Source organism: Shouchella miscanthi (genome assembly GCF_007725405.1).
GTDB classification, from domain to species: Bacteria; Bacillota; Bacilli; order Bacillales; family Bacillaceae_D; genus Shouchella; species Shouchella hunanensis.
In genome coordinates, this window is the sequence record NZ_CP042163.1 from 1,247,760 (window position 1) to 1,270,767 (window position 23,008).

Annotated in this window: 24 protein-coding genes; 20 read left to right on the top strand and 4 right to left on the bottom strand. The window is 40.3% G+C overall.

Going from position 1 to position 23,008, the window contains the following annotated elements; genetic code table 11:
- Positions 1–170: 170 nt before the first annotated feature.
- The 6 genes from pcrB (at position 171) to FPV17_RS06070 (ending at position 7,434) form a co-directional block, all read left to right on the top strand.
- On the top strand, positions 171–866 hold the full coding sequence (gene pcrB / locus FPV17_RS06045; protein WP_035393336.1) for a heptaprenylglyceryl phosphate synthase: 696 nt from the start codon (positions 171–173) through the stop codon (positions 864–866).
- Complete coding sequence (gene pcrA, locus FPV17_RS06050; protein ID WP_144558475.1) at positions 867–3,095, top strand: DNA helicase PcrA; 2,229 nt, start codon at positions 867–869, stop codon at positions 3,093–3,095.
- A gap of 18 nt (positions 3,096–3,113) precedes the next feature.
- Complete coding sequence (ligA, locus tag FPV17_RS06055) at positions 3,114–5,129, top strand: NAD-dependent DNA ligase LigA (RefSeq protein ID WP_144558476.1); 2,016 nt, start codon at positions 3,114–3,116, stop codon at positions 5,127–5,129.
- 16 nt (positions 5,130–5,145) lie between these two features.
- Positions 5,146–6,312, top strand: a complete 1,167-nt coding sequence (locus FPV17_RS06060; RefSeq protein ID WP_144558477.1) for a CamS family sex pheromone protein — start codon at positions 5,146–5,148, stop codon at positions 6,310–6,312.
- An 83-nt stretch (positions 6,313–6,395) separates the two neighbouring features.
- Entirely contained in the window at positions 6,396–6,959 is a 564-nt protein-coding gene (locus tag FPV17_RS06065; RefSeq protein WP_144558478.1) for a GNAT family N-acetyltransferase, read from the top strand.
- 16 nt (positions 6,960–6,975) lie between these two features.
- Complete coding sequence (locus FPV17_RS06070; RefSeq protein WP_035393212.1) at positions 6,976–7,434, top strand: DinB family protein; 459 nt, start codon at positions 6,976–6,978, stop codon at positions 7,432–7,434.
- Between the two features lie 84 nt (positions 7,435–7,518).
- On the opposite strand, the gene FPV17_RS21780 is transcribed toward FPV17_RS06070, so the two are convergent.
- The gene (locus FPV17_RS21780; RefSeq protein WP_158331938.1) at positions 7,519–7,686 is read right to left on the bottom strand and encodes a hypothetical protein; all 168 of its coding nucleotides are present in this window, start codon (positions 7,684–7,686) and stop codon (positions 7,519–7,521) included.
- Between the two features lie 184 nt (positions 7,687–7,870).
- On the opposite strand from FPV17_RS21780, the gene gatC reads away from it, so the two are divergent.
- From gatC to FPV17_RS06130, 12 genes are all read left to right on the top strand, one after another.
- Positions 7,871–8,158 carry an Asp-tRNA(Asn)/Glu-tRNA(Gln) amidotransferase subunit GatC gene (gatC, locus tag FPV17_RS06075; RefSeq protein WP_144558479.1) on the top strand — a complete coding sequence of 96 codons (288 nt, stop codon included), beginning with the start codon at positions 7,871–7,873 and terminating at the stop codon, positions 8,156–8,158.
- A gap of 24 nt (positions 8,159–8,182) precedes the next feature.
- Positions 8,183–9,634: an Asp-tRNA(Asn)/Glu-tRNA(Gln) amidotransferase subunit GatA gene (gene gatA, locus FPV17_RS06080; RefSeq protein ID WP_060705181.1), complete on the top strand. Its 1,452-nt coding sequence runs from the start codon at positions 8,183–8,185 to the stop codon at positions 9,632–9,634.
- Positions 9,635–9,649: 15 nt separating this feature from the next.
- A complete protein-coding gene (gene gatB, locus FPV17_RS06085) occupies positions 9,650–11,080 on the top strand; it encodes an Asp-tRNA(Asn)/Glu-tRNA(Gln) amidotransferase subunit GatB (RefSeq protein ID WP_144558480.1) in 1,431 nt (476 codons plus the stop codon).
- A gap of 194 nt (positions 11,081–11,274) precedes the next feature.
- Complete coding sequence (locus FPV17_RS06090; RefSeq protein ID WP_144558481.1) at positions 11,275–12,183, top strand: diacylglycerol kinase; 909 nt, start codon at positions 11,275–11,277, stop codon at positions 12,181–12,183.
- Positions 12,184–12,356: 173 nt separating this feature from the next.
- Positions 12,357–13,130, top strand: a complete 774-nt coding sequence (locus tag FPV17_RS06095; RefSeq protein WP_144558482.1) for a DeoR/GlpR family DNA-binding transcription regulator — start codon at positions 12,357–12,359, stop codon at positions 13,128–13,130.
- Positions 13,131–13,133: 3 nt separating this feature from the next.
- Positions 13,134–13,601 carry a PTS sugar transporter subunit IIA gene (locus tag FPV17_RS06100; protein ID WP_035393209.1) on the top strand — a complete coding sequence of 156 codons (468 nt, stop codon included), beginning with the start codon at positions 13,134–13,136 and terminating at the stop codon, positions 13,599–13,601.
- Between the two features lie 12 nt (positions 13,602–13,613).
- The gene (locus FPV17_RS06105) at positions 13,614–13,889 is read left to right on the top strand and encodes a PTS sugar transporter subunit IIB (RefSeq protein WP_035393207.1); all 276 of its coding nucleotides are present in this window, start codon (positions 13,614–13,616) and stop codon (positions 13,887–13,889) included.
- 105 nt (positions 13,890–13,994) lie between these two features.
- Positions 13,995–14,573: a hypothetical protein gene (locus FPV17_RS06110; protein ID WP_144558483.1), complete on the top strand. Its 579-nt coding sequence runs from the start codon at positions 13,995–13,997 to the stop codon at positions 14,571–14,573.
- A 101-nt stretch (positions 14,574–14,674) separates the two neighbouring features.
- Positions 14,675–15,244: a hypothetical protein gene (locus tag FPV17_RS06115; protein WP_035393198.1), complete on the top strand. Its 570-nt coding sequence runs from the start codon at positions 14,675–14,677 to the stop codon at positions 15,242–15,244.
- Between the two features lie 27 nt (positions 15,245–15,271).
- Complete coding sequence (locus FPV17_RS06120) at positions 15,272–15,505, top strand: hypothetical protein (RefSeq protein ID WP_144558484.1); 234 nt, start codon at positions 15,272–15,274, stop codon at positions 15,503–15,505.
- Positions 15,506–15,559: 54 nt separating this feature from the next.
- A complete protein-coding gene (locus FPV17_RS06125) occupies positions 15,560–15,838 on the top strand; it encodes a hypothetical protein (protein WP_144558485.1) in 279 nt (92 codons plus the stop codon).
- A 97-nt stretch (positions 15,839–15,935) separates the two neighbouring features.
- On the top strand, positions 15,936–16,142 hold the full coding sequence (locus FPV17_RS06130) for a hypothetical protein (RefSeq protein ID WP_144558486.1): 207 nt from the start codon (positions 15,936–15,938) through the stop codon (positions 16,140–16,142).
- 108 nt (positions 16,143–16,250) lie between these two features.
- Here the strand turns inward: FPV17_RS06130 and alr are convergent, their stop codons facing one another.
- The 3 genes from alr to FPV17_RS06145 form a co-directional block, all read right to left on the bottom strand.
- Positions 16,251–17,363 carry an alanine racemase gene (gene alr, locus FPV17_RS06135; RefSeq protein ID WP_060705187.1) on the bottom strand — a complete coding sequence of 371 codons (1,113 nt, stop codon included), beginning with the start codon at positions 17,361–17,363 and terminating at the stop codon, positions 16,251–16,253.
- Between the two features lie 75 nt (positions 17,364–17,438).
- A complete protein-coding gene (gene ald, locus FPV17_RS06140; protein ID WP_144558487.1) occupies positions 17,439–18,572 on the bottom strand; it encodes an alanine dehydrogenase in 1,134 nt (377 codons plus the stop codon).
- Positions 18,573–18,695: 123 nt separating this feature from the next.
- Entirely contained in the window at positions 18,696–19,931 is a 1,236-nt protein-coding gene (locus FPV17_RS06145; protein ID WP_035393194.1) for a PucR family transcriptional regulator, read from the bottom strand.
- Positions 19,932–20,092: 161 nt separating this feature from the next.
- On the opposite strand from FPV17_RS06145, the gene FPV17_RS06150 reads away from it, so the two are divergent.
- Both FPV17_RS06150 and rlmD read left to right on the top strand, forming a co-directional pair.
- Entirely contained in the window at positions 20,093–21,490 is a 1,398-nt protein-coding gene (locus FPV17_RS06150; RefSeq protein WP_035393192.1) for an alanine/glycine:cation symporter family protein, read from the top strand.
- A 100-nt stretch (positions 21,491–21,590) separates the two neighbouring features.
- A complete protein-coding gene (gene rlmD, locus FPV17_RS06155; RefSeq protein WP_144558488.1) occupies positions 21,591–22,961 on the top strand; it encodes a 23S rRNA (uracil(1939)-C(5))-methyltransferase RlmD in 1,371 nt (456 codons plus the stop codon).
- Positions 22,962–23,008: the final 47 nt, after the last annotated feature.

Below are 23,008 nucleotides of genomic sequence, written 5' to 3' on the forward strand. Positions count from 1 at the left end.
AAAAGCTCTTCTAATGCTTAAGTGCAAAAAAGATAGAGCTTTTTTGAGTGAATTTCCGTTAATTTCACGCAATGGATACACGACATGCGTGGCTAACTTTGTTATAATAATGTGCAGAACGAACGTGCGTATATGTGCTCGTTAAAGGGAGGCACGCGTGAAAACCGATGATGAATAACATAAATGAGTGGTCGCATGTATTTAAGCTCGACCCTAATAAAGAATTAACAATAGATCAACTAGAACGTTTATGCGAATCAGGAACCGACGCGGTGATTGTTGGTGGAACTGATGGTGTGACGTTAGATAATACATTAGAACTACTTGTACAAGTGCGACGATACCCCATAACCGTTGCGCTGGAAGTCTCAAATATGGATTCCATTACACCTGGATTTGATTATTATTTAATTCCAACGGTTTTAAATAGCCGCAACCCTAACTGGATTATTGGTCAACATCACCAGGCAATGAAGGAGTATGGCGAATTAATTGATTGGGATACGTTCATTCCTGAGGGCTATTGTGTGTTGAATCCCAATGCAAAGGTAGCAGAGTTGACGGATGCTACCACTGACTTGTCAGTTGAAGATGTAACGGCTTATGCAAGACTGGCAGAAAACATGTTACACTTGCCGTTCTTCTATATTGAATATAGTGGACAGAAAGGTTCTGTTGATGTGGTGAAGGAAGCGAAAGCTGTCCTCTCTTCAACAAAACTAATTTATGGTGGTGGAATTGAAACGGCAGAAGAGGCAAAGCAATATGCGCAGTATGCTGATGTGACAGTTGTCGGTAATGCTATTTATACAAATTTTAAAGAAGCAGTGAAGACAGTAAAAGCAGTAAAAGGTGGTGCCTATTAAATGCAAGATACAATCATAGAACGAATGTTAGAAGGTCTAAACCCAGAGCAACGAAAAGCGGTTGTACACACAGATGGTCCAGTCTTACTTATGGCTGGAGCTGGTAGCGGAAAGACGCGTGTTTTAACACACCGAATTAGCTATTTGTTACGTCATAATCAAACGCCTCCATGGGCAGTGCTTGCCTTGACGTTTACAAATAAAGCAGCACGAGAAATGAAAGATCGAGTTGCGCAATTAGTTGGTCCAATCGCTGAAGATATTTGGATTTCCACTTTCCACTCCATGTGCGTTCGTATTTTAAGAAGAGACATTGATCGAATTGGTTACAATCGTAATTTCTCCATTCTAGATTCGGCAGATCAACTTTCCGTTATTAAGCAAATTTTAAAAGCACAAAACATTGATACAAAAAAGTTTGATCCTAAAGCAATACTTAGCATGATTTCTAGTGCGAAAAACGAACTTAGATCTGCGAAAGCTTTCGCGAAAACAGCTGAAGGCATGTTTGATCAAGTAGCCGCAGATGTGTATTTAGAATTTGAGAAGCGTTTAAAAGTAAACAATGCGTTAGACTTTGATGATTTAATCATGAAGACGATTGAATTGTTCAGTGATGTGCCGGAAGTCCTCGAATTTTATCAACGCAAATTTCAATACATTCATGTCGATGAGTATCAAGATACAAATAAAGCGCAATATAAGCTTATAAAGCTAATGGGCGACCGTCTACAAAATATTTGTGTTGTAGGTGATTCCGATCAGTCGATTTACAAATGGCGAGGAGCGGATATTCAGAATATCCTCTCGTTTGAAAAAGACTATCCAGATGCAACAGTCATTATGCTAGAGCAAAACTATCGTTCCACAAAAACGATCTTGCAAGCTGCTAATAAAGTCATTGGAAATAACGGGAACCGGAAGCCGAAAAATCTTTGGACAGAAAATGACCAAGGGAAAAAGATAACCGTTTATGAAGCGGCATCAGAGCAAGCTGAGGCACAATTTGTTGTGGAAAAAATAAAAGAAACAGCTGCAAAAGAGTCAAGTTTTTCCTATGCTGATGTGGCTATTCTTTACCGGACGAATGCCCAATCTCGAATTATTGAGGAATTCTTTATTAAATCGAATCTAGAATACACGATTGTTGGGGGCACAAAGTTCTACGATCGTAAAGAAATTAAAGATGTTCTTGCTTATCTGCGATTAGTGTCCAATCCAGAAGACGACATTAGTTTAGCACGAATCGTTAATGTTCCAAAAAGAGGAATAGGAGCCACAACGGTAGATAAAATCGCTGCATACGCCACTCAAAATGGTCTGTCGATGTACCGGGCTTTAGCTGAAATTGATCATATTGGTGTGACAGCTCGAGCTAAAACAAAACTTGTTGAATTTCGTGATCAAGTTAGCGGGTGGGTTCAACAACAAGATTATTTATCGGTAACAGAGCTTGTTGAAGAGCTTCTAGACAAGGTAGGTTACCGAGATATGTTAAAAGCAGAACAAACGATAGAAGCCCAATCACGCTTAGAAAATATTGATGAATTTATTTCTGTTACGCAGGAATTTGAAAAGCGTAGTGAGGAAAAGGATTTAGTTTCTTTCTTAACAGATTTAGCTTTAGTTGCAGATATTGACCAACTTGATGATGATAAGGTGGAAGCACCTAAAGAGGCTATCACACTTATGACCCTTCATTCAGCTAAAGGATTAGAGTTTCCTTACGTGTTTCTAATTGGGATGGAAGAAGGTATTTTCCCTCACAATCGTTCATTATTTGATGATGAAGAAATGGAAGAAGAGCGACGTTTAGCATATGTTGGTATAACAAGAGCTGAAAAAGAGTTGTATGTAACGAGTGCAAAAATGAGAACATTATACGGACGAACCAATACGAATCCATCGTCACGTTTTATTGCAGAAATTCCAGAAGACTGTAGGGAAGAGCACGGTGTTCCGGTTTGGAGTAGAGGGAGTAAACAAGGAAATAGCGCAGCTTCAATGGCAGCAAAGCGAACAAGCGCCATGTCTTCAAGGATGACCAATACAGGTGGAGACAGCTTTGAATGGGCGGTTGGCGATAAAGCGTCTCACAAAAAATGGGGCGTCGGTACAGTTGTTAGTATAAAAGGAGAAGGGGATTCAGTCGAACTTGATATTGCGTTTACGCCACCAACAGGGATTAAACGATTGTTCGCTAAGTTTGCCCCGATTACGAAAGTATAAGGTAAAGGAGATACATGAATGGACAAGCAACAAGCTGAGGGCAAGATGAAAGAGTTGAAAGAGCAATTAGAGGATTACGGCTACCATTACTATGTCCTTGATCAACCGAAAGTTCCTGATGCAGAATATGATCGCTTACTGCAGGAGTTAGTTCACTTAGAGGAAGTGTTTCCTGAGTTAGCAACAGACGATTCTCCGACGATGCGTATTGGCGGGGAACCTGCATCTACATTTAAAAAAGTAACCCATCGTGTCCCGATGATGAGCTTGTCTAACGCTTTTTCAGCCGATGATTTACGTAGTTTTGACCGTCGCGTGCGCCAAGCAGTTGGTGATCAGGTTTCGTATGTGTGCGAGCTGAAGTTCGATGGTTTAGCCGTCTCCTTAACGTATGAAAACGGTTCGCTTGTACGAGGCGCGACAAGAGGAGATGGAACTACGGGAGAAGAGATTACAAGCAATTTGCGCACAATCCCTTCTATCCCATTACGCTTGAAAAAGCCTGTTTCTATTGAAGTTCGCGGCGAAGCCTATATGCCAAAACAATCGTTTGAGCGGTTAAATGAAGCGAAGGAACAAGCTGGGGAAGAGAAATTTGCGAATCCTAGAAATGCGGCAGCTGGTTCATTACGACAGCTTGACCCTAAGATTGCAGCTAAACGGAATTTAGCTATGTTTGCTTATTCAATTGGTGAATTAAGCGGTCAGACCATTACCAGTCATCATCAAGGATTGGCGTTGTTAGATGATTTAGGTTTTAAAGTAAACAAAGAAGCGACAGTGTGCCAGGACATCGATGAAGTCATTGCTTTTACGGAAAAGTGGGTGGAAAATCGTCATGAACTCCCTTACGAAATTGATGGAATCGTAATTAAAGTGAATGATCTTGCTCAACACGAAACGTTGGGCTTTACAGCTAAAAGTCCACGATGGGCGACAGCATATAAATTTCCCGCTGAGGAAGTAGTGACAACATTATACGATATTGAATTAAACGTAGGACGAACAGGTGTTGTGACGCCAACCGCTATTCTCGAACCAGTTGTTGTTGCAGGGACAACCGTAAAGCGAGCATCCCTACACAACGAAGATTTAATTCGAGAAAAAGATGTTAAGCTTGGCGATACGGTGATCGTTAAAAAAGCAGGCGACATTATTCCTGAAGTCGTTGGTGTCATTATAGAAAAGCGCACTGGAAAAGAAATTGATTTTCATATGCCAACGGAATGTCCAGAATGTAGGAGCGAACTAGACCGGATTGAAGGCGAAGTAGCATTACGCTGTTTGAATCCGAAATGCCCAGCACAAATTCGAGAAGGGCTGATTCATTTTGTTTCAAGAAACGCGATGAATATTGATGGATTAGGTGAAAAAGTCATTAGCCAGCTGTTCTCTCATCAATTAATAGCCGATGTAGCCGATCTTTATACGTTAGACCGTGATGAACTGCTTTCACTCGAACGGATGGGGGAAAAATCCGTAGACAATTTGCTCGATGCAATCCAACGATCAAAAGACAATTCACTTGAGCGTTTATTGTTTGGCTTAGGGATTCGTTTTGTTGGCGCTAAAGCGGCAAAAACCCTCGCATTGGCGTTTGATTCGATGGGTAACCTTCGTCAAGCCTCTGTAGATGAGCTGCTGAGTGTAAATGAAATCGGCGAAAAAATGGCAGATTCGATTGTGTCTTATTTCGATAAACCGGAAGTAGATGAGTTACTTGATAAATTGAAGCAAGCGGAAGTGAATATGCAGTATAGAGGTGCAAGACCAGTCATAGAGCAAAGCGATCTTGAGTCGCCTTTCGTTGGGAAAACAATTGTATTAACAGGAAAATTAAGTCATTGGAACCGTAAAGAAGCCCAAGAAAAAATCGAAGCACTTGGTGGAACTGTAACAGGCAGCGTCAGTAAGAAAACCGATATTGTTATTGCTGGAGAAGATGCCGGCTCAAAGCAGAAAAAAGCGGAGAGTCTTGGAATTACGATTTGGACAGAAGCGAAATTTGTTCAAACAATGGAAGATTTAGATTAAGAGAGGGGTACGTTCAATGAAACGTTGGGGGATCATTGGGCTAAGCACCATGCTTTTGGCAGGGTGTTCGATTTTTGGAGGAAATGATGATGGGGAGCAAGATGTACCAGAAGTGGAGATAACAGATGATTCTCTTAGCGTTATTCCGCCTGTTGCTTCCGAAGAAAATCATTATTCAAGTGTGTTGAAAGACGGAGCCTATCTACATGGAGAAACACGAGGCTACGGTGTAAACACAATGAATCGCAGTAATTTAGACTGGTTTGAATTAGGACTAGAAGAAATTGCAAAGGATACGTTTGAACCAGGCTCCTATTATTTTCAGGAGGGGCAACATCTAACAAGAGGAACGGTCGTTAACTGGATTAATCGTTATAGTGAGACAAATCCAGATGGTTTAAATCCAGAACTAGGAGTGGATGATGAGGAGGTGGATCTACAAGAATCCATTGATGCTCGTAAGCAAGATCCACTTATTTTAAGAAATATCTTGGAACATAATTATATGCAGCCAAGCGAGAATGGTACGTATGAGACAGAGGGCATTGTTATTGGGTTAGCGCTCTATAGTGTCTATTCCTTTACGTACGAAGGCACACCGGATTCTCAAGAGATCTCTGCAAACCAACAGGAGCAAGCTGGGAGAGAAGCGGCGGAGAAGATCGTGGAGCGTTTGCGTGATGGTGCAAGTGCGTTAGAAGAAGATATTAGTGATGTCCCAATTGTTGTTGCTTTATTTGACGATAAGCCAAGCAACGATCTTAATGCTGGGAATTTCTTTATGAAAGGTGTATTTGAACCTGGACAAGGGGGAGAATGGACAGACATTAATGAAACACATATCCACTTCCCATCTTCAGACGCTAACAATGATTACCAATATGATGCTGACCGGTTTTCTAAGTTTCAATCAGACATTCAAGGCTTCTTTGAGAATCACGTCGGGGTTGTCGGTAAAGCTCGCTATGAAGAAAATCGTTTAGCAAAATTAGCGGTTACGATTAATATTCAATACAAAGGAAAAGCAGAGGTTGTAGCACTGACCCAGTTTGCAGCTTCAAAAGCAGAAGAATACTTTGAAGAAGTACCGGTAGACATTGAAATATCTTCGATGTCAGGTGTGATTGAAGGCATTGTGTCTTATTACCCTGATCGAGATCCGTTTATTTTCGTAACGAATTAAAAGCTGGCCAGTTCTTAGACGAGCTGGCTACCTATCTGCATTTTATTTTCAAAATGTTCATTTTTTATTTTGGGGGTATGAATATGGATCCGATATTACGTCACTTACCAGAAGAAATAAATACAGATCGATTACGAATTCGCGTTCCAAAAAAAGGAGACGGTGAAGCGGTTTATACAAGTATCCAGCGTTCAAAAGAAGAGTTGAAAAAATGGCTTCCTTTTGCTACGAAGGAACAGACAGCGGCAGAGGTGGAACAAAATTTACGTGAAGCATATGCAAAATTCCTATTAAGGCAAGACATTCGATTACTCTTATTCGAAAAAAGCAATGGGGAATTCGTGGGATCTTCTGGGCTACATAAATTGGATTGGGAAGTACCAAAATGTGAGATTGGCTATTGGATTGATTCTCGTAAAAGTGGATATGGGTTCGTGACAGAAGCAGTAGAGGCAATTACAGCATATGCTTTTACTCACATTCAAGCAAAACGGGTGTATATTCGCTGTGATTCAGCGAATCAAAACAGTCGTGCAGTTGCAATGCGAGCAGGCTTTCAACTGGAAGGCATATTAAAAAATGATGAGTGGTCTGTTGACAAAACAATGCTAACGGATACGGCTATTTATGCTAAAACGGTAGAGTAGGGGGGGGCAACCATCAATGAAATTGTTTTTTCACTATAATTGGCAAGTTCGTGAAGAGTGGATAAATTGGTGTGAACAATTAAGCCAAGAAGCCTTTTTAAAAGAACGAATTGGAGGTGTTGGTAGTTTTGCCAAAACGTTACACCATATTATTGATGTAGAGTGGAGCTGGATTAGACGATTGGAATGTAAGCCAGATCCAGAAGCAACGTTGTCACAGGAAACAACACTTCTAGACATACGGCAGCTTCATCAAACCTACCATTATGACGTGCAACCGTTTATTGAGCGTTGGACGCCTTCGTATGAGCATCGTATATACGATGATGGCCATCCACCTTACGATACGTGGGGAGTTATTATGCGGCATATCATCGCCCATGAAATTCATCATATTGGACAATTGTCTATATGGGCAAGAGAGCTCGACTTAAAGCCCGTTTCAGCAAATGTCATTGGAAGAAAGCTTAGCTAATCATATGTAAAGCTCTTTATATAAGCCTATATTGGGTGAAGCGATGTTGTGGTTTGGGAAGGGTATCACCAGAGTGAATAGAGGTTAATGATACGGCTTTACTTCCCAAGGTGGGGGTTTGGTAAGATGCACATTGAGTTTGTAGGCAAAAGCTTGCGCCGTTTCATAGGAATCGAAAATGAGCGGTTGTTGATCACTAGATTTTAATAGAACCGTGACCGAGTTGTTTGTCGTTCGTTCCAATCGGTACATACATACCTCCTTTTCCATGCTTTTCTACTTAACGTTACTCTCATAAAGTATCGCAGAAAAGCGGGCAGAAAGATAGCGTTTTCAGAAATATTGTGAAATTATTAAAATGATGCTTTGTTGCTTGAGTGTGTTGAATTTGGTATTATTAATCATATTGTCAAAAGTTCGTTTTGGAGGTGCCATTATGTCTAGAATTTCACAAGAACAAGTTAAACACGTCGCTCACCTTGCGCGTTTATCCATAACAGAAGAAGAAGCAGAACGTTTTCAGGGGCAGTTAGAAGCCATTATTACTGCCGCAGAGCAATTAAACGAAGTTGATACAGAAGGGGTTATCCCGACAACTCATGTGCTAACGATGCAAAATGTTATGCGTGAAGATAAGCCAGTTGAAGGTTTGAAAGTAGAAGAAGTGTTAAAAAACGCGCCAGATCACGAAGGCGGACAAGTCCGTGTTCCTTCAGTGTTTTAATGGTTGTTTAAGAGGAGGACTAGCATGTCATTATTTGATCATTCGATAAAAGAGCTGCACCATAAGTTAGCAGCAAAAGAAATTAATGTGAGTGACCTTGTTGATACGTCGTATAAGCGTATTGGAGAAGTAGACGATAAGGTTAAAGCGTTTCTAACATTAGATGAAGAACGAGCTCGTACTTTAGCGAAGCAATTAGATGAAGTGGATGCATCTGCAAAAGATGTATTGTTCGGAATGCCAATTGGGATTAAGGATAATATTGTTACAAAAGACTTACGTACAACATGTTCAAGTAAAATGCTAGAAAACTTTAATCCGATTTACGATGCGACAGTCATGAACAAGCTAAGAGCGGCTGAGACAATTACAATCGGGAAAATTAATATGGATGAGTTTGCGATGGGTTCTTCAAATGAAAACTCAGCGTTCCAAACAACAGCAAATCCATGGAATACAGACTACGTTCCTGGTGGATCGAGTGGTGGTTCTGCGGCTGCGGTTGCTGCTGGCGAAGTACCATTTTCTCTCGGTTCTGATACAGGTGGTTCCATTCGTCAGCCTGCAGCGTACTGTGGAGTTGTTGGTTTAAAACCTACATATGGTCGTGTATCAAGATATGGTTTAGTTGCGTTTGCATCTTCCCTTGATCAAATTGGTCCAATTACGCGCTCTGTAGAAGACAATGCGTATCTTTTTGAAGCAATTGCTGGTCACTGCCCTTCTGATTCTACGTCAGCACAATTACCGGTTCCGCCGTATCATGAATCTTTAACAGGTGACATTAAAGGTTTGCGAATCGCAGTGCCATCTGAGTATCTTGGAGAAGGTGTCGATCCAGATGTACGTCAATCGGTCCTTGATGCGCTAGCTGTTTTAGAAAAACAAGGTGCCGTATGGGAAGAAGTTTCTTTACCGCACTCTAAGTATGCTCTTGCTGCTTACTATGTAATTGCATCTTCAGAAGCCTCTGCCAACCTTGCTCGTTTTGATGGTGTTCGATATGGTTATCGTGCTGAAGGGGCAAAAGACTTACTCGATCTTTATAAGAAAACGCGCTCTGAAGGTTTTGGAGATGAAGTGAAGCGTAGAATTATGCTTGGCACATTCGCATTAAGCTCAGGGTACTATGACGCTTATTATAAGAAAGCACAGCAAGTTCGTACGCTCATCAAGAAAGATTTTGATGATGTATTTGCTTCTTACGATGTCGTTATTGGTCCGACAACACCTACACCTGCATTCCGCATTGGGGATCAATTAAATGATCCAATGACGATGTATGCAAACGATATTTTAACCATTCCTGTTAACCTTTCTGGTGTGCCGGCATTATCGGTTCCATGTGGATTTAAAGATGGCTTGCCGCTAGGCTTACAAATTATCGGTAAGCACTTTGATGAAGCAACGATTTACCGTGTTGCCGATGTGTACGAAAAAGCAACATCATTTTCTAAAGAAAAGCCAGCATTGTAAGGGAGGGAATTCGTGATGAATTTTGAAACAATTATTGGATTAGAAGTACACGTAGAGTTAAAAACAGAATCAAAAATTTTCTCACCGAGCCCTAACCATTTCGGTGCTGATCCCAATACAAATACGAGTGTGATTGACCTTGGCTATCCAGGTGTTTTACCAGTATTAAATGAACGAGCTGTTGATTTTGCAATGAAAGCTGCTTTAGCCTTAAATTGCCAAATTGCGACAGATACAAAGTTTGATCGAAAAAACTATTTTTATCCAGACAATCCTAAAGCCTATCAGATATCACAATTTGACAAGCCTATTGGTGAAAACGGATGGATTGAAATTGAAGTAAATGGAAAAAAGAAAAAGATTGGTATTACGCGTCTGCACATGGAAGAGGATGCAGGAAAGCTTACGCACGCTGATGATGGCTATTCTCTTGTCGACTATAACCGTCAAGGAACACCGCTTGTCGAGATCGTTTCTGAGCCAGACATTCGCACGCCAGAAGAAGCATATGCTTACTTGGAAAAGTTAAAAGCGATTATCCAATATACAGGTGTATCTGACTGTAAAATGGAGGAAGGTTCTTTACGTTGTGACGCAAACATTTCTCTTCGTCCAATAGGGCAAGAAAAATTCGGTACAAAAACAGAGTTGAAGAACTTAAATTCATTTAACTTTGTTCGTAAAGGCTTAGAGTACGAAGAAAAGCGTCAAGAACAAGTGTTAGTAGCTGGTGGTGTAATTGAGCAAGAAACACGTCGCTATGATGAAGCTGGAAACAAAACGATTCTCATGCGTGTCAAAGAAGGGTCAGACGATTACCGTTACTTCCCTGAGCCAGACTTGCTTAATCTATATATTGATGACAGCTGGAAAGAGCGAGTTCGTCAAGAGATTCCTGAACTGCCTGATGCGCGAAAAGAACGCTATGTGCGTGACCTTGGCTTACCTGCATATGATGCGCATGTATTGACGTTAACAAAAGAAATGTCGGATTTCTTTGAAGAGACATTGCAACAAGGGGCAGACTCTAAGCTTACTTCAAATTACTTAATGGGTGACGTACTTGCTTATTTGAATGCAGAACAGAAGGAATTAGTTGATGTTGCGTTAACACCAGCTGGTTTAGCCGGCATGATTAAGCTTATTTCAGAAGGTACGATTTCTTCAAAAATTGCTAAAAAAGTATTTAAAGAGCTTATTGAAAACGGTGGCGATGCGGAACAAATCGTTAAAGATAAAGGACTTGTGCAAATTTCTGATGAAGGTGAACTGCGTAAAATGGTTACTGACGTATTAGATGCAAATGAACAGTCCATTATCGATTACAAAAACGGAAAAGATCGTGCGCTCGGATTCCTTGTCGGACAAATAATGAAGGCATCAAAAGGAAAAGCGAATCCACCGATGGTAAATAAGCTATTAGTGGAAGAGATGAACAAACGGTAAGTAACAAAAACAAGAGAGCCAGCGTGTTCTCTTGTTTTTTATGGCGAAAGCGTTTAGTATGCTGATCTTTAGGGAAAAATAAGGAAGATGTTTACTAGTTTTTACATCTTTTCAGTCATTCTTGCATACGTTTCTCTTGGAAAATAACGTACAATGAGAATGGGATAAAGTGAAATGGAAAAGTAGGGATTGCAATGAAACGAGCGCGATTAATTTATAATCCGAGCTCCGGTAGAGAGCAATTAAAGAAAAATTTAGCCTATATATTAAATCGATTAGAACAAGCTGGTTATGAAGCATCTGCCCATGCGACAACACCTGAAGAAGGCTGTGCCATTCGAGCAGCGCGACAAGCAGGGGAGCGAGGGTTTGATTTAGTTATTGCAGCAGGAGGCGATGGGACGATTTTTGAAGTCGTTAACGGCCTAGCTGATTTGGAAACGCGTCCGATGCTCGGCATCATTCCAGCAGGAACAACAAATGACTTTGCTCGTGCGCTTGAGATTTCACGTGATATAGAACAAGCGATGAATGTCATTTGTGACGGTCATTATGAGCCAATTGATATCGGGCGAATGAATAATAAATACTTTACAAACATTGCTGCAGCCGGAACGCTTACTGAATTAACCTATGAAGTTCCAGCAAAGTTAAAAACGATGGTTGGACAAATGGCTTACTACATAAAAGGAATTGAAAAACTTCCTCAAGTAAAACCAACCGCGGTACGAATTGAGTATGATGGCAAGTTATTTGAAGGCGAGATTATGATGTTCCTCGTCGCAAATACGAATTCGGTTGGAGGCTTTGAAAAGCTAGCGCCAAGTGCATCTTTACAAGATGGTATGTTTGACTTCCTTGTAGTGAAAAAAACATCATTCCCAGAATTTGTTCATTTGGCATCCCTTGCATTAAGAGGGGAGCATATCAATCATTCCAAACTTCTGTATGTGAAGGCAAATCGAATTAAGGTAGAGCTGCTCGAAAATCATGAAATGCAATTAAATTTAGATGGTGAACGTGGTGGCGTGCTACCTGCGGAATTTGTAAACATGTACCACCATTTTCAATTATTAATGCCAAAAAACCGAAAAAAGCGCTAGCATAGAAGAGAATAAAAAAGAGATGTCGAACGAGGACATCTCTTTTTTTATGATAGTTTCTTGCTTTTTATTTGCTTTTATAGGTTTTTTACGATTTAAGCAACATTAATCAAAATAAAAAGTTTGCTTTTGTTGTCATTGTTGAGTATAGTATAGAAAAGGAGTGTGATTTCATGCTTGCAGAGGAAAGGCAAAAACAAATTATGCAAGACTTGTATGAATCTCAATCTGTTAAAATTTCGGATCTTATTGAACGTTTGCAAGTGACCCGTGAAACGATTCGCAAAGACCTATATGATTTAGAAGAAAAAGGATTCATTCGTAAAGTTCACGGCGGTGCTGTGTTGAATAAATCCAACATTCAAACAGCTTATACAAATCGTAAATCGGTGAATGAAAAGGAAAAACGAGGGATTGCTAAAAAAGCAGCAGCGTTTGTTGAAGAAGGAGACACGGTCTACATTGACTACGGTACAACCGCCCTTTATCTCACTCAAGAACTAATGCTCCATGCTAAAGACCTAACGATTGTTACGAATTCGTTAGCAATTGCTAATGAAGTCGTGGACGGCTCCGATTTTGAACTCATTTTAATTGGTGGAAACGTACGTCGAAATGAACGGTCAACCGTTGGCCCGATAGCAACACGAACGATGAATGATTTATTTGTTGATATTGGATTTTTTAGTGCTGGTGCATTACATCCAACACATGGTTATACAAGCGTACACTTAGGTGAAGCAGAAGTTTCTAGATTGATGCTGCAACATACGCACAAGCATGTGATGATGATTGATTATTCGAAGTTTGGAACAGTGCATATGAATCGTGTTGCAAAAATAGAAGAAATCGAGCGTCTCATAACAGACGAAAAAGCAGATAACGACATGCTTGAAGAAATTGAACAAAAGACAAAAGATGTTGTGATTGCTAAAAGTTCAGAGTAATCGATGGATCATTTCTTATTTGATGCGTCATTCGTCTATTTGAATCAATCGATTCACACAAAAACAGAACTACTTACAGCTCTCGGCACACAGATGGAAACTTCACGATGTGCCACTTCTGGCTATACGCGAGCTTTACTTCAACGAGAACAAGAACATCCGACAGGTATTCCGTTTCAACCAACAGGAGTTGCCATTCCACACAGTGATGAGACGTTTATAGTGAAAAGTAAAATTAGTCTGCTTACATTACGGCGACCGATTTATTATGAACAAATGGGAACAACGAGTACTTTTATTCCTGTGTCCGTTATTTTTTTATTAGGCATTAAGAATGATCAAGCAGCTCGTAAAACGGTTCTCACCCTCTTGGAAAAAATACAAAACCGTCATTTTTTATCTACCATTCGTTCACTATCATCACCCTATGAAGCAAGTCAGTATTTAAATAAGCATGTACAAAACCTATAAGGAGGAATTGATGTGAAAACGATTATTGTTGCATGTTCTGGAGCTTTGGCTACTTCGATGGTTGTTGCTGGCAAAGTAGATAGATTGCTTAAAGACAACAAAATCACAGCTACGATCGTAGAATGTCGTCTCACTGAAATTGAAGATAAGCGTGACCAAGCTGATCTTATTATTACGACAACCAATGTCTATCGTTCATATGGTGTCCCTACTCTTCATGGCTTGCCCTTTCTATCAGGTGCCGGAGTTAGTAAGGTCAGTGACGAAATACTCTCCTATTTAACTTAACTTGATGAAAATGCTCAATGAGACTTGTCGTATAGATTCTTGATATCTTTTCGTTCTTCCCGTATATATATGTAAAGAAAGGAAAAACGATAAGGGGAGAAGTTCATGTCAGAAGCAGAGATACGTCATCTTCGATTAAAGTACTGGCTATGGTTAAACGGATTACTCTTTTCGATGTACATTCTTGGTGTTTTCAGTTTGGTGCCAGTAGATGGATCTATCTTTATAGGTGTCTATTGTTTTGCTAGCCTGCTAGTGCTGGCAATTGGCTTATTTATACTGTTTAAGCGGAAGCATCTACTTCATTTTCTGCCATCTCTACAACAACTTCATCGTTTTCATATTCGCATATTGGGGGGACGTTGGACGTATTGGCTCATGGTTCAAGGCTTATTGCTATCTATAATTGGTATAAGTGCTTTGCTTTATTACAGTAGACCATTTCTTATAAATGATTTTCAGCTAACAAAAGGCTATGTCTTTTCTTTTCCCTTTTTTATCATTGTCTTTACGGTATTGTGCAATGTCTCTTTGTTCTTAGAAACAATGTTTATTAATCATCACCGGGGAAAAGGTAGTAAAACAAAGCCGCTCCTTCTTGCTTTGTTCGTTCCAGTTGTTGTCGTTGCTATTTACTTATTTAGCTATACAGCTATTTTAACGATAGTAGACTATTTAGTTTAGTAATAAGAGCTGATCAGCTCTTATTTTTTTATCCTACGGTTTTCTAAAGAAGGTAAAATTTGTTATAGTTCTTATAAGGGTTGATAAGGGAGGGAGACGGATTGTTAGATATACGTAAAGAACGACGAATAGAGTGGGTCTTTGAAAATGCCGTTATCTTACTAACCATGAGTATTCTTTTCGTCAGTTATTATTTTAGAATCTTTGAGATGGTGATCCTTTTTTTTCTAGTCAGTCTAATAGTCGTTTCGGTTATAAGAGCGGTTAAACCAGAATGGCCAAAACCTTTTTTTAAATGGCAAGAAACGCTTCGAGCTCATGAAATTACTTATTACGGCTATGCGGTTTGGAAGAATAGAAAAAGGTGGGGGCATGCTTTACTACTCGTTCTAGTAGTGATCCTTAGTTTTTTCATCGGTCCTTCTATGATTAATCCTAGCAATCAGTCTTTCTATAGTAATACTATACTAGTTGAAATACTTGTTCTCTATCTAATGATTTTTGTTTTATCTAGAAACATTGGTCATATCGTTCGCAAAAGCTATATAGATGCTTTCTTTGGTCATGATAGTAAAGGTTTTACCCTTAAAGGAAAAACGTTGTGTTTGGGTATAGCAATGTTGATTGTTTGGGTATTATTTGGCGTAATCATCTATTTCTTCTTTTCTTAATGCCAGAACAAAGGGTGACGGTTAACGATGAATGAACACATACAAAAAGCAAGAAGACAAGAAGTATTGTGGCTAAACGTATTTCTTTTATTGTTCGTCATACTATTTGTAGTTCATGTTCAAGGGCATATATCGTTCGCCACGCTGGTTGGTGTTACGATTATCATTCAACTTGTGTTAACGATCTGGAATATGGTTGCCGTTCAAAAGAGCTTGCTTCCCTTACGATGGCAACAGCTATTGGTCGAGCATGAGATTTAGCAATACGGGGCAGACGAATGGATAAGGAAGCAACGAGTAGATGGAGTGTTTTATTTGCTTTCAGCTATCTGCCTGTTCTTCCTAACGAATTCACAGCCAATGAGGTTGGACGAGGCGAGTGCGGTAGCTGTGTTTTTCATTTTTATTTGTATTTTCGTACCTATTGTAAACATTAGTAAGATTTTAAAAGGGAGAGCTGTTGATTCATGGCAGGTTGAGAAAGAAAAAGATTTTGTTATAAAAGGAAAGTCTTTCGCGCTGATACTCGGAATCGTATGTGCTTGGGTACTAGTAGCAGCAATTGGTTGGATGTGGTTATCAAACCGTTTATGAAAGGGGATCGTATGTCAACTTTACTACGAAAAAGAAACTATCCCCTTGGAAATGGCACCGTAAATTGATGAAGCATAAAGAGGAGCGGGGCAATTCTGTGTCTGCTTTAGTTGTAGTAACCGTCATTATGTCCATACCAGGTATTCTCTTAATGATAAACAATTGGCCACCATTCACGCAGCCTCCAATGAGTCTTACGACAAACGATGTGCTTATTTATTGCATCTACTTCTATGTAGGGCTCTCGTTAACAATGTTATTTATTTTTTCAACGCACAAAAAGTCGATCAAGAAGATCCATTAAAATGGAAGGGAAAACGTCTCACTGTTCTTGTTCTCATTCCGTTGTTTTGGACGGCAACAGTAATGGTAATCGGCTACATTGTCTAAATCTACAAAAAAACCGCCTCATTTAGTGGGCGGTTTTCTTGTAATAACGTGGGACACGCTTTGTCAAGGCGCAAACGATCTCGTAGTTAATGGTATCGGTACTATCAGCCATATGATCAATTGAAAATTCAACCACGTCCCCAGGTTGGACCCCATTTATGTCTGTTACATCAATCATCGTTTGATCCATGCAAACACGACCAAGAATAGGTGCTTGTTGCCCAGAAAGCAAGGCATATCCTTTGTTGGAAAGAGCACGAGAAAGGCCGTCTGCATAGCCAATAGCAAGCGTGGCAATTTTTCGGTCATTCTCTAACATATGTGTTCGACCATAGCTAATCGTTTCGCCTTTATGAACGGATCGGACAGCGGCTACCATGGCATATACATGCATAGCTTGTTGCAGTGGTACAGGAAACGTAAGTGCTGTATCTGGGCGCAATCCGTACAAACTAATACCGACACGTACCATATCCATATGCTTCTCTGGATGATAAAGGGTTCCAGCGCTATTGCAGCAATGCTTAATCGGGATCGTCATATCTTCAGCTTCTACAGCTTGAAGAAATTCACAGAATCTAGAATACTGTTCATTTGTAAAACGAGATTCAAGACAATCGGCTTCCGCAAAATGAGTAAAGATGCCTTCAAGGTGAAGAGAAGGATGTGCGTGAACTGCTTTGGCAGTTTCTACTAATTGATCTGGGGATTGCATACCAATTCGCCCCATGCCTGTGTCAACTTTTAAGTGAACGTTTGCTTGTTTCTGTAATGTAGTAGCGGTATGTCCTAATGACTGCACATGCTGTTTATCAAACAACGTAATTGTAATATCCTTATTAATAGCGGTGGAGAAGGCTTCAGGTGGTGTATAGCCGAGCACGAGAATAGGTGCTGTAATTCCAGCTTCTCGAAGTTCAACGGCTTCATCTATTATGGCAACACCTAAATAGGTTGCGCCATGTTCAAGTGCTTCTTTGGCAACAGGAACAGCACCATGGCCGTAGCCATTCCCTTTTACAACCGCCATTAGCTGACAATTCTCCGCTAGTAGCTTTTTAAACGTACGTGTATTATAAGCAATGGCACTGAGCTCGATCGTAGCATATGTTTGACGATAACTTGTTTGTGTCATTTCTTTACTCCTTTTCCTATACAAGAAAGCCCCTCATCATACGATGAAGGGGCTTATGTGTGCGGTAGAAGGATATTATGCTTGTGCCGGCGTTTTTGCTAATGCATCTGCAACGGAAACAAGCTCATATCCAAGATCACGTGCAACAGCACTATACGTAACGTCACCATTTGCAACGTTTAGTCCAAGCGCTAAAGCAGGATTATCTGCTAATGCTTGTTGAACCCCTTTATTCGCAATTTGCATCGCGTAAGGAATTGTTACGTTGGTAAGTCCGAGTGTTGATGTACGAGGCACAGCACCAGGCATGTTCGCTACAGCGTAATGAACTACACCATGCTTCGTGTATGTTGGGTTATCATGAGTTGTAATTTTATCTACAGTTTCAATGATACCACCTTGGTCAATAGCAACGTCAACTACAACGGATCCAGGGCTCATTGATTTGATCATTTCCTCTGTCACAAGCTTAGGTGCTTTTGCGCCTGGAATAAGAACGGCACCAATCACAAGGTCAGAATCTTTGACTGCTTCGGCAATATTCAGTGGGTTGGACATTAATGTTTGAATGTCGTTTCCAAATTGGTCATCAATTTGACGAAGGCGGTCTGCACTTAAGTCAATGAGTGTAACGTCAGCACCTAAACCAACTGCAATTTTCGCTGCATTTGTTCCAACAACACCGCCACCAATAATGGTAACCTTCCCACGTTTTACGCCTGGTACACCAGAAAGAAGAATCCCTTTTCCACCTTTTAATTTCTCTAGGAATTGGGCACCAATTTGAGAAGCCATACGCCCAGCTACTTCACTCATAGGTGTAAGAAGTGGAAGCGTGCGATTTACTTCAACTGTCTCATACGCAATGGCAATTACACCACTGTCAACTAACGCTTGACCAAGCTCAGCTTCAGCTGCTAGGTGTAGATACGTGAATAGAATCAATCCTTCACGAAAGTAGCCGTACTCACTTGAAAGAGGTTCTTTAACCTTCATAATCATATCTGACTGAGCCCATACCTCTTTTGCTTCTGAAAGTATCGTTGCGCCAGCTTCAGCGTAATCGGCATCTTCAAAGCTAGATCCGACACCTGCGTGTTTTTCGACTATTATTTGGTGACCAGCTTTTGTTAAGGCTACAACACCGGCAGGGGTCATTGCCACACGGTTTTCATTATTTTTAATTTCTCTAGGGATTCCAATAATCATCTATAATTCCTCCAAACAAGATAGTGTGAATGTGTACGTTTAGTATAAATCCACAAATGAAGGAACGCATTGTTACAAAAAAACAAAATGGAACCGGTTATTTGTTTAAATCAACAAAAGGCTTTAGTGTTTTTTTCTAACTAACTTTAGGTCAAAATAAAGACCAATTTTTTGGACTGGATTTTTAATATCAATCATCGTAATTTCTTTTATTCGCTTTAAGCGATAATTTAACGTGTTTACATGACAGTGAAGTTTTTTAGCAGCTTTAGTTAATTGATCTTCATAATCAAGAACGGTCTCTAATGTCTCCATTAAATTGGTTTGATTTTCACGATCATACGTGACTAGCTTCTCTAATGCTGGGTTCGTCGCTAGCTTTTGAAGCTCAGGTGTGCGTTTTAACAAATCAACATAGCGGAAAGCCCCCAACTCATGATAGAAATAGGCACTTTTTAATTCCCTAGGAAATAACTGTTTTAATCGCAGAACAGCGGTGGCTTCATTGTAACTTTCATTAATAGTACGCACATCTTCTTTAAGATAACCGCAGCCGATAGCTTGTATGTCTTGATCAAATCGATCGTTTACTTGTTTGAGGAAAGAATGAAGAAATTGTTCCGTTTCTTCTACAAAAGTCCGTTTATCTTTAGGTGTTACTAACAGTATTAACTGATCATCATCGAATGTGTGAATTAAGATTTTCATTTTCTGCGTGGTGTTTGTAAGATACGTCAATTGTTTCATAACGTCCTTTGACAAGTCTTTTATTGAAAAGATCACAATGGCAATGGACTGATCTAGCTGGTGCCCAATCCGAAGTAATTGCTCCTTCATTCTTGTGTAGTTGGCGATTTCTCCAGTAATCATTTGCCAGAGTAACTCTTGTTCATTGCGCTCTTTTTTCTTCTTTTGTAAATTGAATTGTAGGAGCTGATTTCGGGCTTTCCGCGCAGCCATTTTTAATAGTGCTAAGCTTTCCTGATTAAGAATGCCGCGAACGTCTACAACCCAGATATAACCTAGTACTTCTTCATTTTTTCGAATGGAGATGGCGACGCGGTTACCAAGTCCGATTTCATCAATTGTAGGAATAATAAGTGGTTCGTCGCTGTAATTAAGCTTGGGGATAACACCATCTTTCCAAAAACGATTAATGACTCGTTCGGGTACTCTACGTCCAATAATGGTCGAAACCCTTGCTTGATCGGTTTCATCATCATGTGAACTATAAGCTAGTAAATAATGGTTGGCATCTTCTATCGTAACGGGACATTGCAAGTAGTCACTAATTAAGTCAGCAAAGTCCTCTAAAGAATCGAATGAACGATTAAATTGTTGCTGTAAATTATCGAACATCGCTGGTCCTCCTTCATTGGGAAATGGTAGATTGTGTGAAAAAACGAAGGAAACGTTTTCAGATTGTGGAGTTTCACAAATACAAGTATAATCTAGCATGGTAGAATAACTAACAACTAGTAATACTATCATACAATAGCTTTTGGTTCAGGAGTGACAAGATGAGCATTTTAGACATCATAGAAAACATTAACAGCTTTTTATGGGGCCCACCAGGATTAATTTTGTTATTTGGTACAGGTCTATTTTTAACCCTTGCATTAAAAGGTCTTCAATTTCGCAGGTTACTTCATGCATTTAAACTAGCATTCGGGAAGGAAGACGAAAAAGATTCCTCAGCAGAAGGGGATATTAGCCACTTCCGTACGTTAATGACGTCTCTTTCAGCAACTATTGGAATCGGTAACATCGCCGGTGTAGCAACAGCGATAAGCTTTGGTGGTCCGGGAGCTATTTTTTGGATGTGGGTTGTCGGTTTACTTGGAATGGCAACCAAGTATGCTGAAGCACTACTTGCTGTAAAATTCCGCGTGAAAAATGATCGCGGTGAATATTCAAGTGGTCCTATGTATTATATTGAAAAAGGATTAGGGAGTAAATTTAAATTTTTGGCAATTGGTTTTGCGCTGTTCGGTGCTATCGCTGCGTTAGGAATTGGAAACAGTGTTCAATCAAATACCGTTGCCGATGTAGCGAACAACAGCTTCTCCGTTCCAAATCTACTAACGGCTGTTCTTTTAGTTATACTCGTTGGCCTCATCATTTTTGGCGGCATTCAGCGAATTAGTTTATTATCAACAATTTTTGTTCCTACCATGGCGGTTCTTTATATGGGTGGCGCTTTACTTATTATTTTTCTGAACTATGACATGATTATCCCAGCTTTTGAGCTGATTTTCTACCACGCTTTTAATCCAGTAGCGGCAACAGGTGGTTTTGCAGGTATTATCGTCGCTGAAGCGATTCGAAACGGATTTGCAAGAGGAATTTTTTCAAATGAAGCTGGACTTGGTACAGCAGCACTTATTGCAGGGAACGCTCGTGCCGATCATCCTGTAAAACAAGCGCTTGTTGCCATGACAGGCACGTTTATTGTGACGATTATTGTCTGCACGGTTACTGGACTTGTTCTCCTTATGACAGGCTTTTGGGATTCTTCAGGTGGACTTCTATCTGGCGTTATTCATGATCCATCTCTGGAAGGTGGCGCATTAACGGGAGCCGCGTTCGGATCGGTCCTTGGAACATTTGGTGAGTATATCGTAGCGCTTTCCGTCATTTTCTTTGGCTTCACAACAATTGTTGGCTGGTATATATACGGTGAAAAGTGTTTTGAATACCTTGTTGGCACAAGAGGTATTACCGTTTATCGTCTTATCTATGTAACAGCCTGTGGAATTGGGGCATTAGTAAGTCTTGAAGCTGTATGGGCATTTGCGGATATGGCGAACGCGCTCATGATGATTCCGAACTTAATTGCCTTATTGTTACTGTGGAAAATCGTCGTATCGGAAACAAACGATTACTTTACAAACTTTTATAAAAAAGGAAAGGTATAATGAAGGGAGGTGCTGTACAGGTGTACAGGCCTCTTTTTTTACCAACTACTACGTGATACAATGTACGGATGACATTAGCGAATAAAGGACGAAACCTTATATGAAACAGATAGTACCTGTACAAAAAAATGAAACCCTCACGGTAACAATAGAAGATTTGACTCATGATGGCTCAGGTGTGGCAAAAGTAAAGGGCTATGCTTTATTTATTCCACAAGCACTTCCAGGTGAAAAAGCGGAAGTGAAAGTTGTGAAAACGAAAAAAGGCTACGGGTTTGCGCGGTTAATGAACCTTGTCGATGAAAGTCCGAGCCGAGTAGAACCACCATGCCCAATTTTTCATCAATGTGGTGGCTGTCAAATTCAACATATGGACTACGGCGCCCAACTGCATATGAAACAGAAGCAAGTCAAAGAAGTAATGGCACGCATTGGTAAATTACCAGATGTTCCGGTTCATCCAGTTGTAGGAATGAATGAGCCGTGGCGCTATCGGAATAAGTCGCAAGTTCCTGTAACATTCCAACGCGGAGAACTTGTCGCAGGCTTTTATGCAAAGCGAAGCCACCATATTGTTGATATGGATGAATGCATCATTCAGCATAAAGAGAATGATCTTGTTGTTCAAACCATTAAACGATTAGCAAAAGAATTACGGATTCCTGCCTATAATGAAGAGAAACATAATGGCGTTTTGCGGCATATTGTGGCAAGGTACGGCAAGACAACGGATCAAGTAATGGTTGTTTTAGTAACAAGGGGTAAAAAGCTCCCACAAAAGGACGAGCTGATAGCGGGTATACGAGAGGCAATCCCAACTGTTGTATCGGTTGTCCAAAACATAAACAACGAACGTACCAATGTGATCTTCGGAAAGCAAACGGATGTGTTATGGGGAGAAACGTATTTGTACGATGAGATCAACGGCATCCGCTTTGCCATATCGGCACGCTCGTTTTATCAAGTGAACCCAGATCAAACAAACCGACTGTATCAGAAAGCACTTGATTACGCAGAACTCACTGGTAGCGAAACCGTTATTGACGCTTACTGCGGTATCGGAACCATTTCTCTTTTCCTCGCTCAAAAAGCAAAGCACGTGTATGGCGTTGAAATTGTGCCTGAAGCGATTACCGATGCAAAGCGAAATGCAAAACTCAACCATATTGACAATGCAACCTTTGCAGTTGGAGAAGCAGAAAAAGTCATCCCATGGTGGCATGCTCAAGGCGTTACAGCCGATGTTATCGTTGTAGATCCACCGAGAAAAGGCTGCGATGAAGCATTGCTTAACACGATGCTTAAGATGAAACCAGAACGAATCGTCTATGTCTCGTGTAACCCTGCTACCCTTGCTAGAGATTTACGCATTTTAGAAGACGGCGGCTACCGGACAAAAGAAGTTACACCAGTTGACATGTTCCCACAAACAAATCATGTGGAGTGTGTGGCGGTTTTAACATTGATTTAACAGGGTTTTACGTGCCGATATGATGTAAATGACCACATTTTGACCAC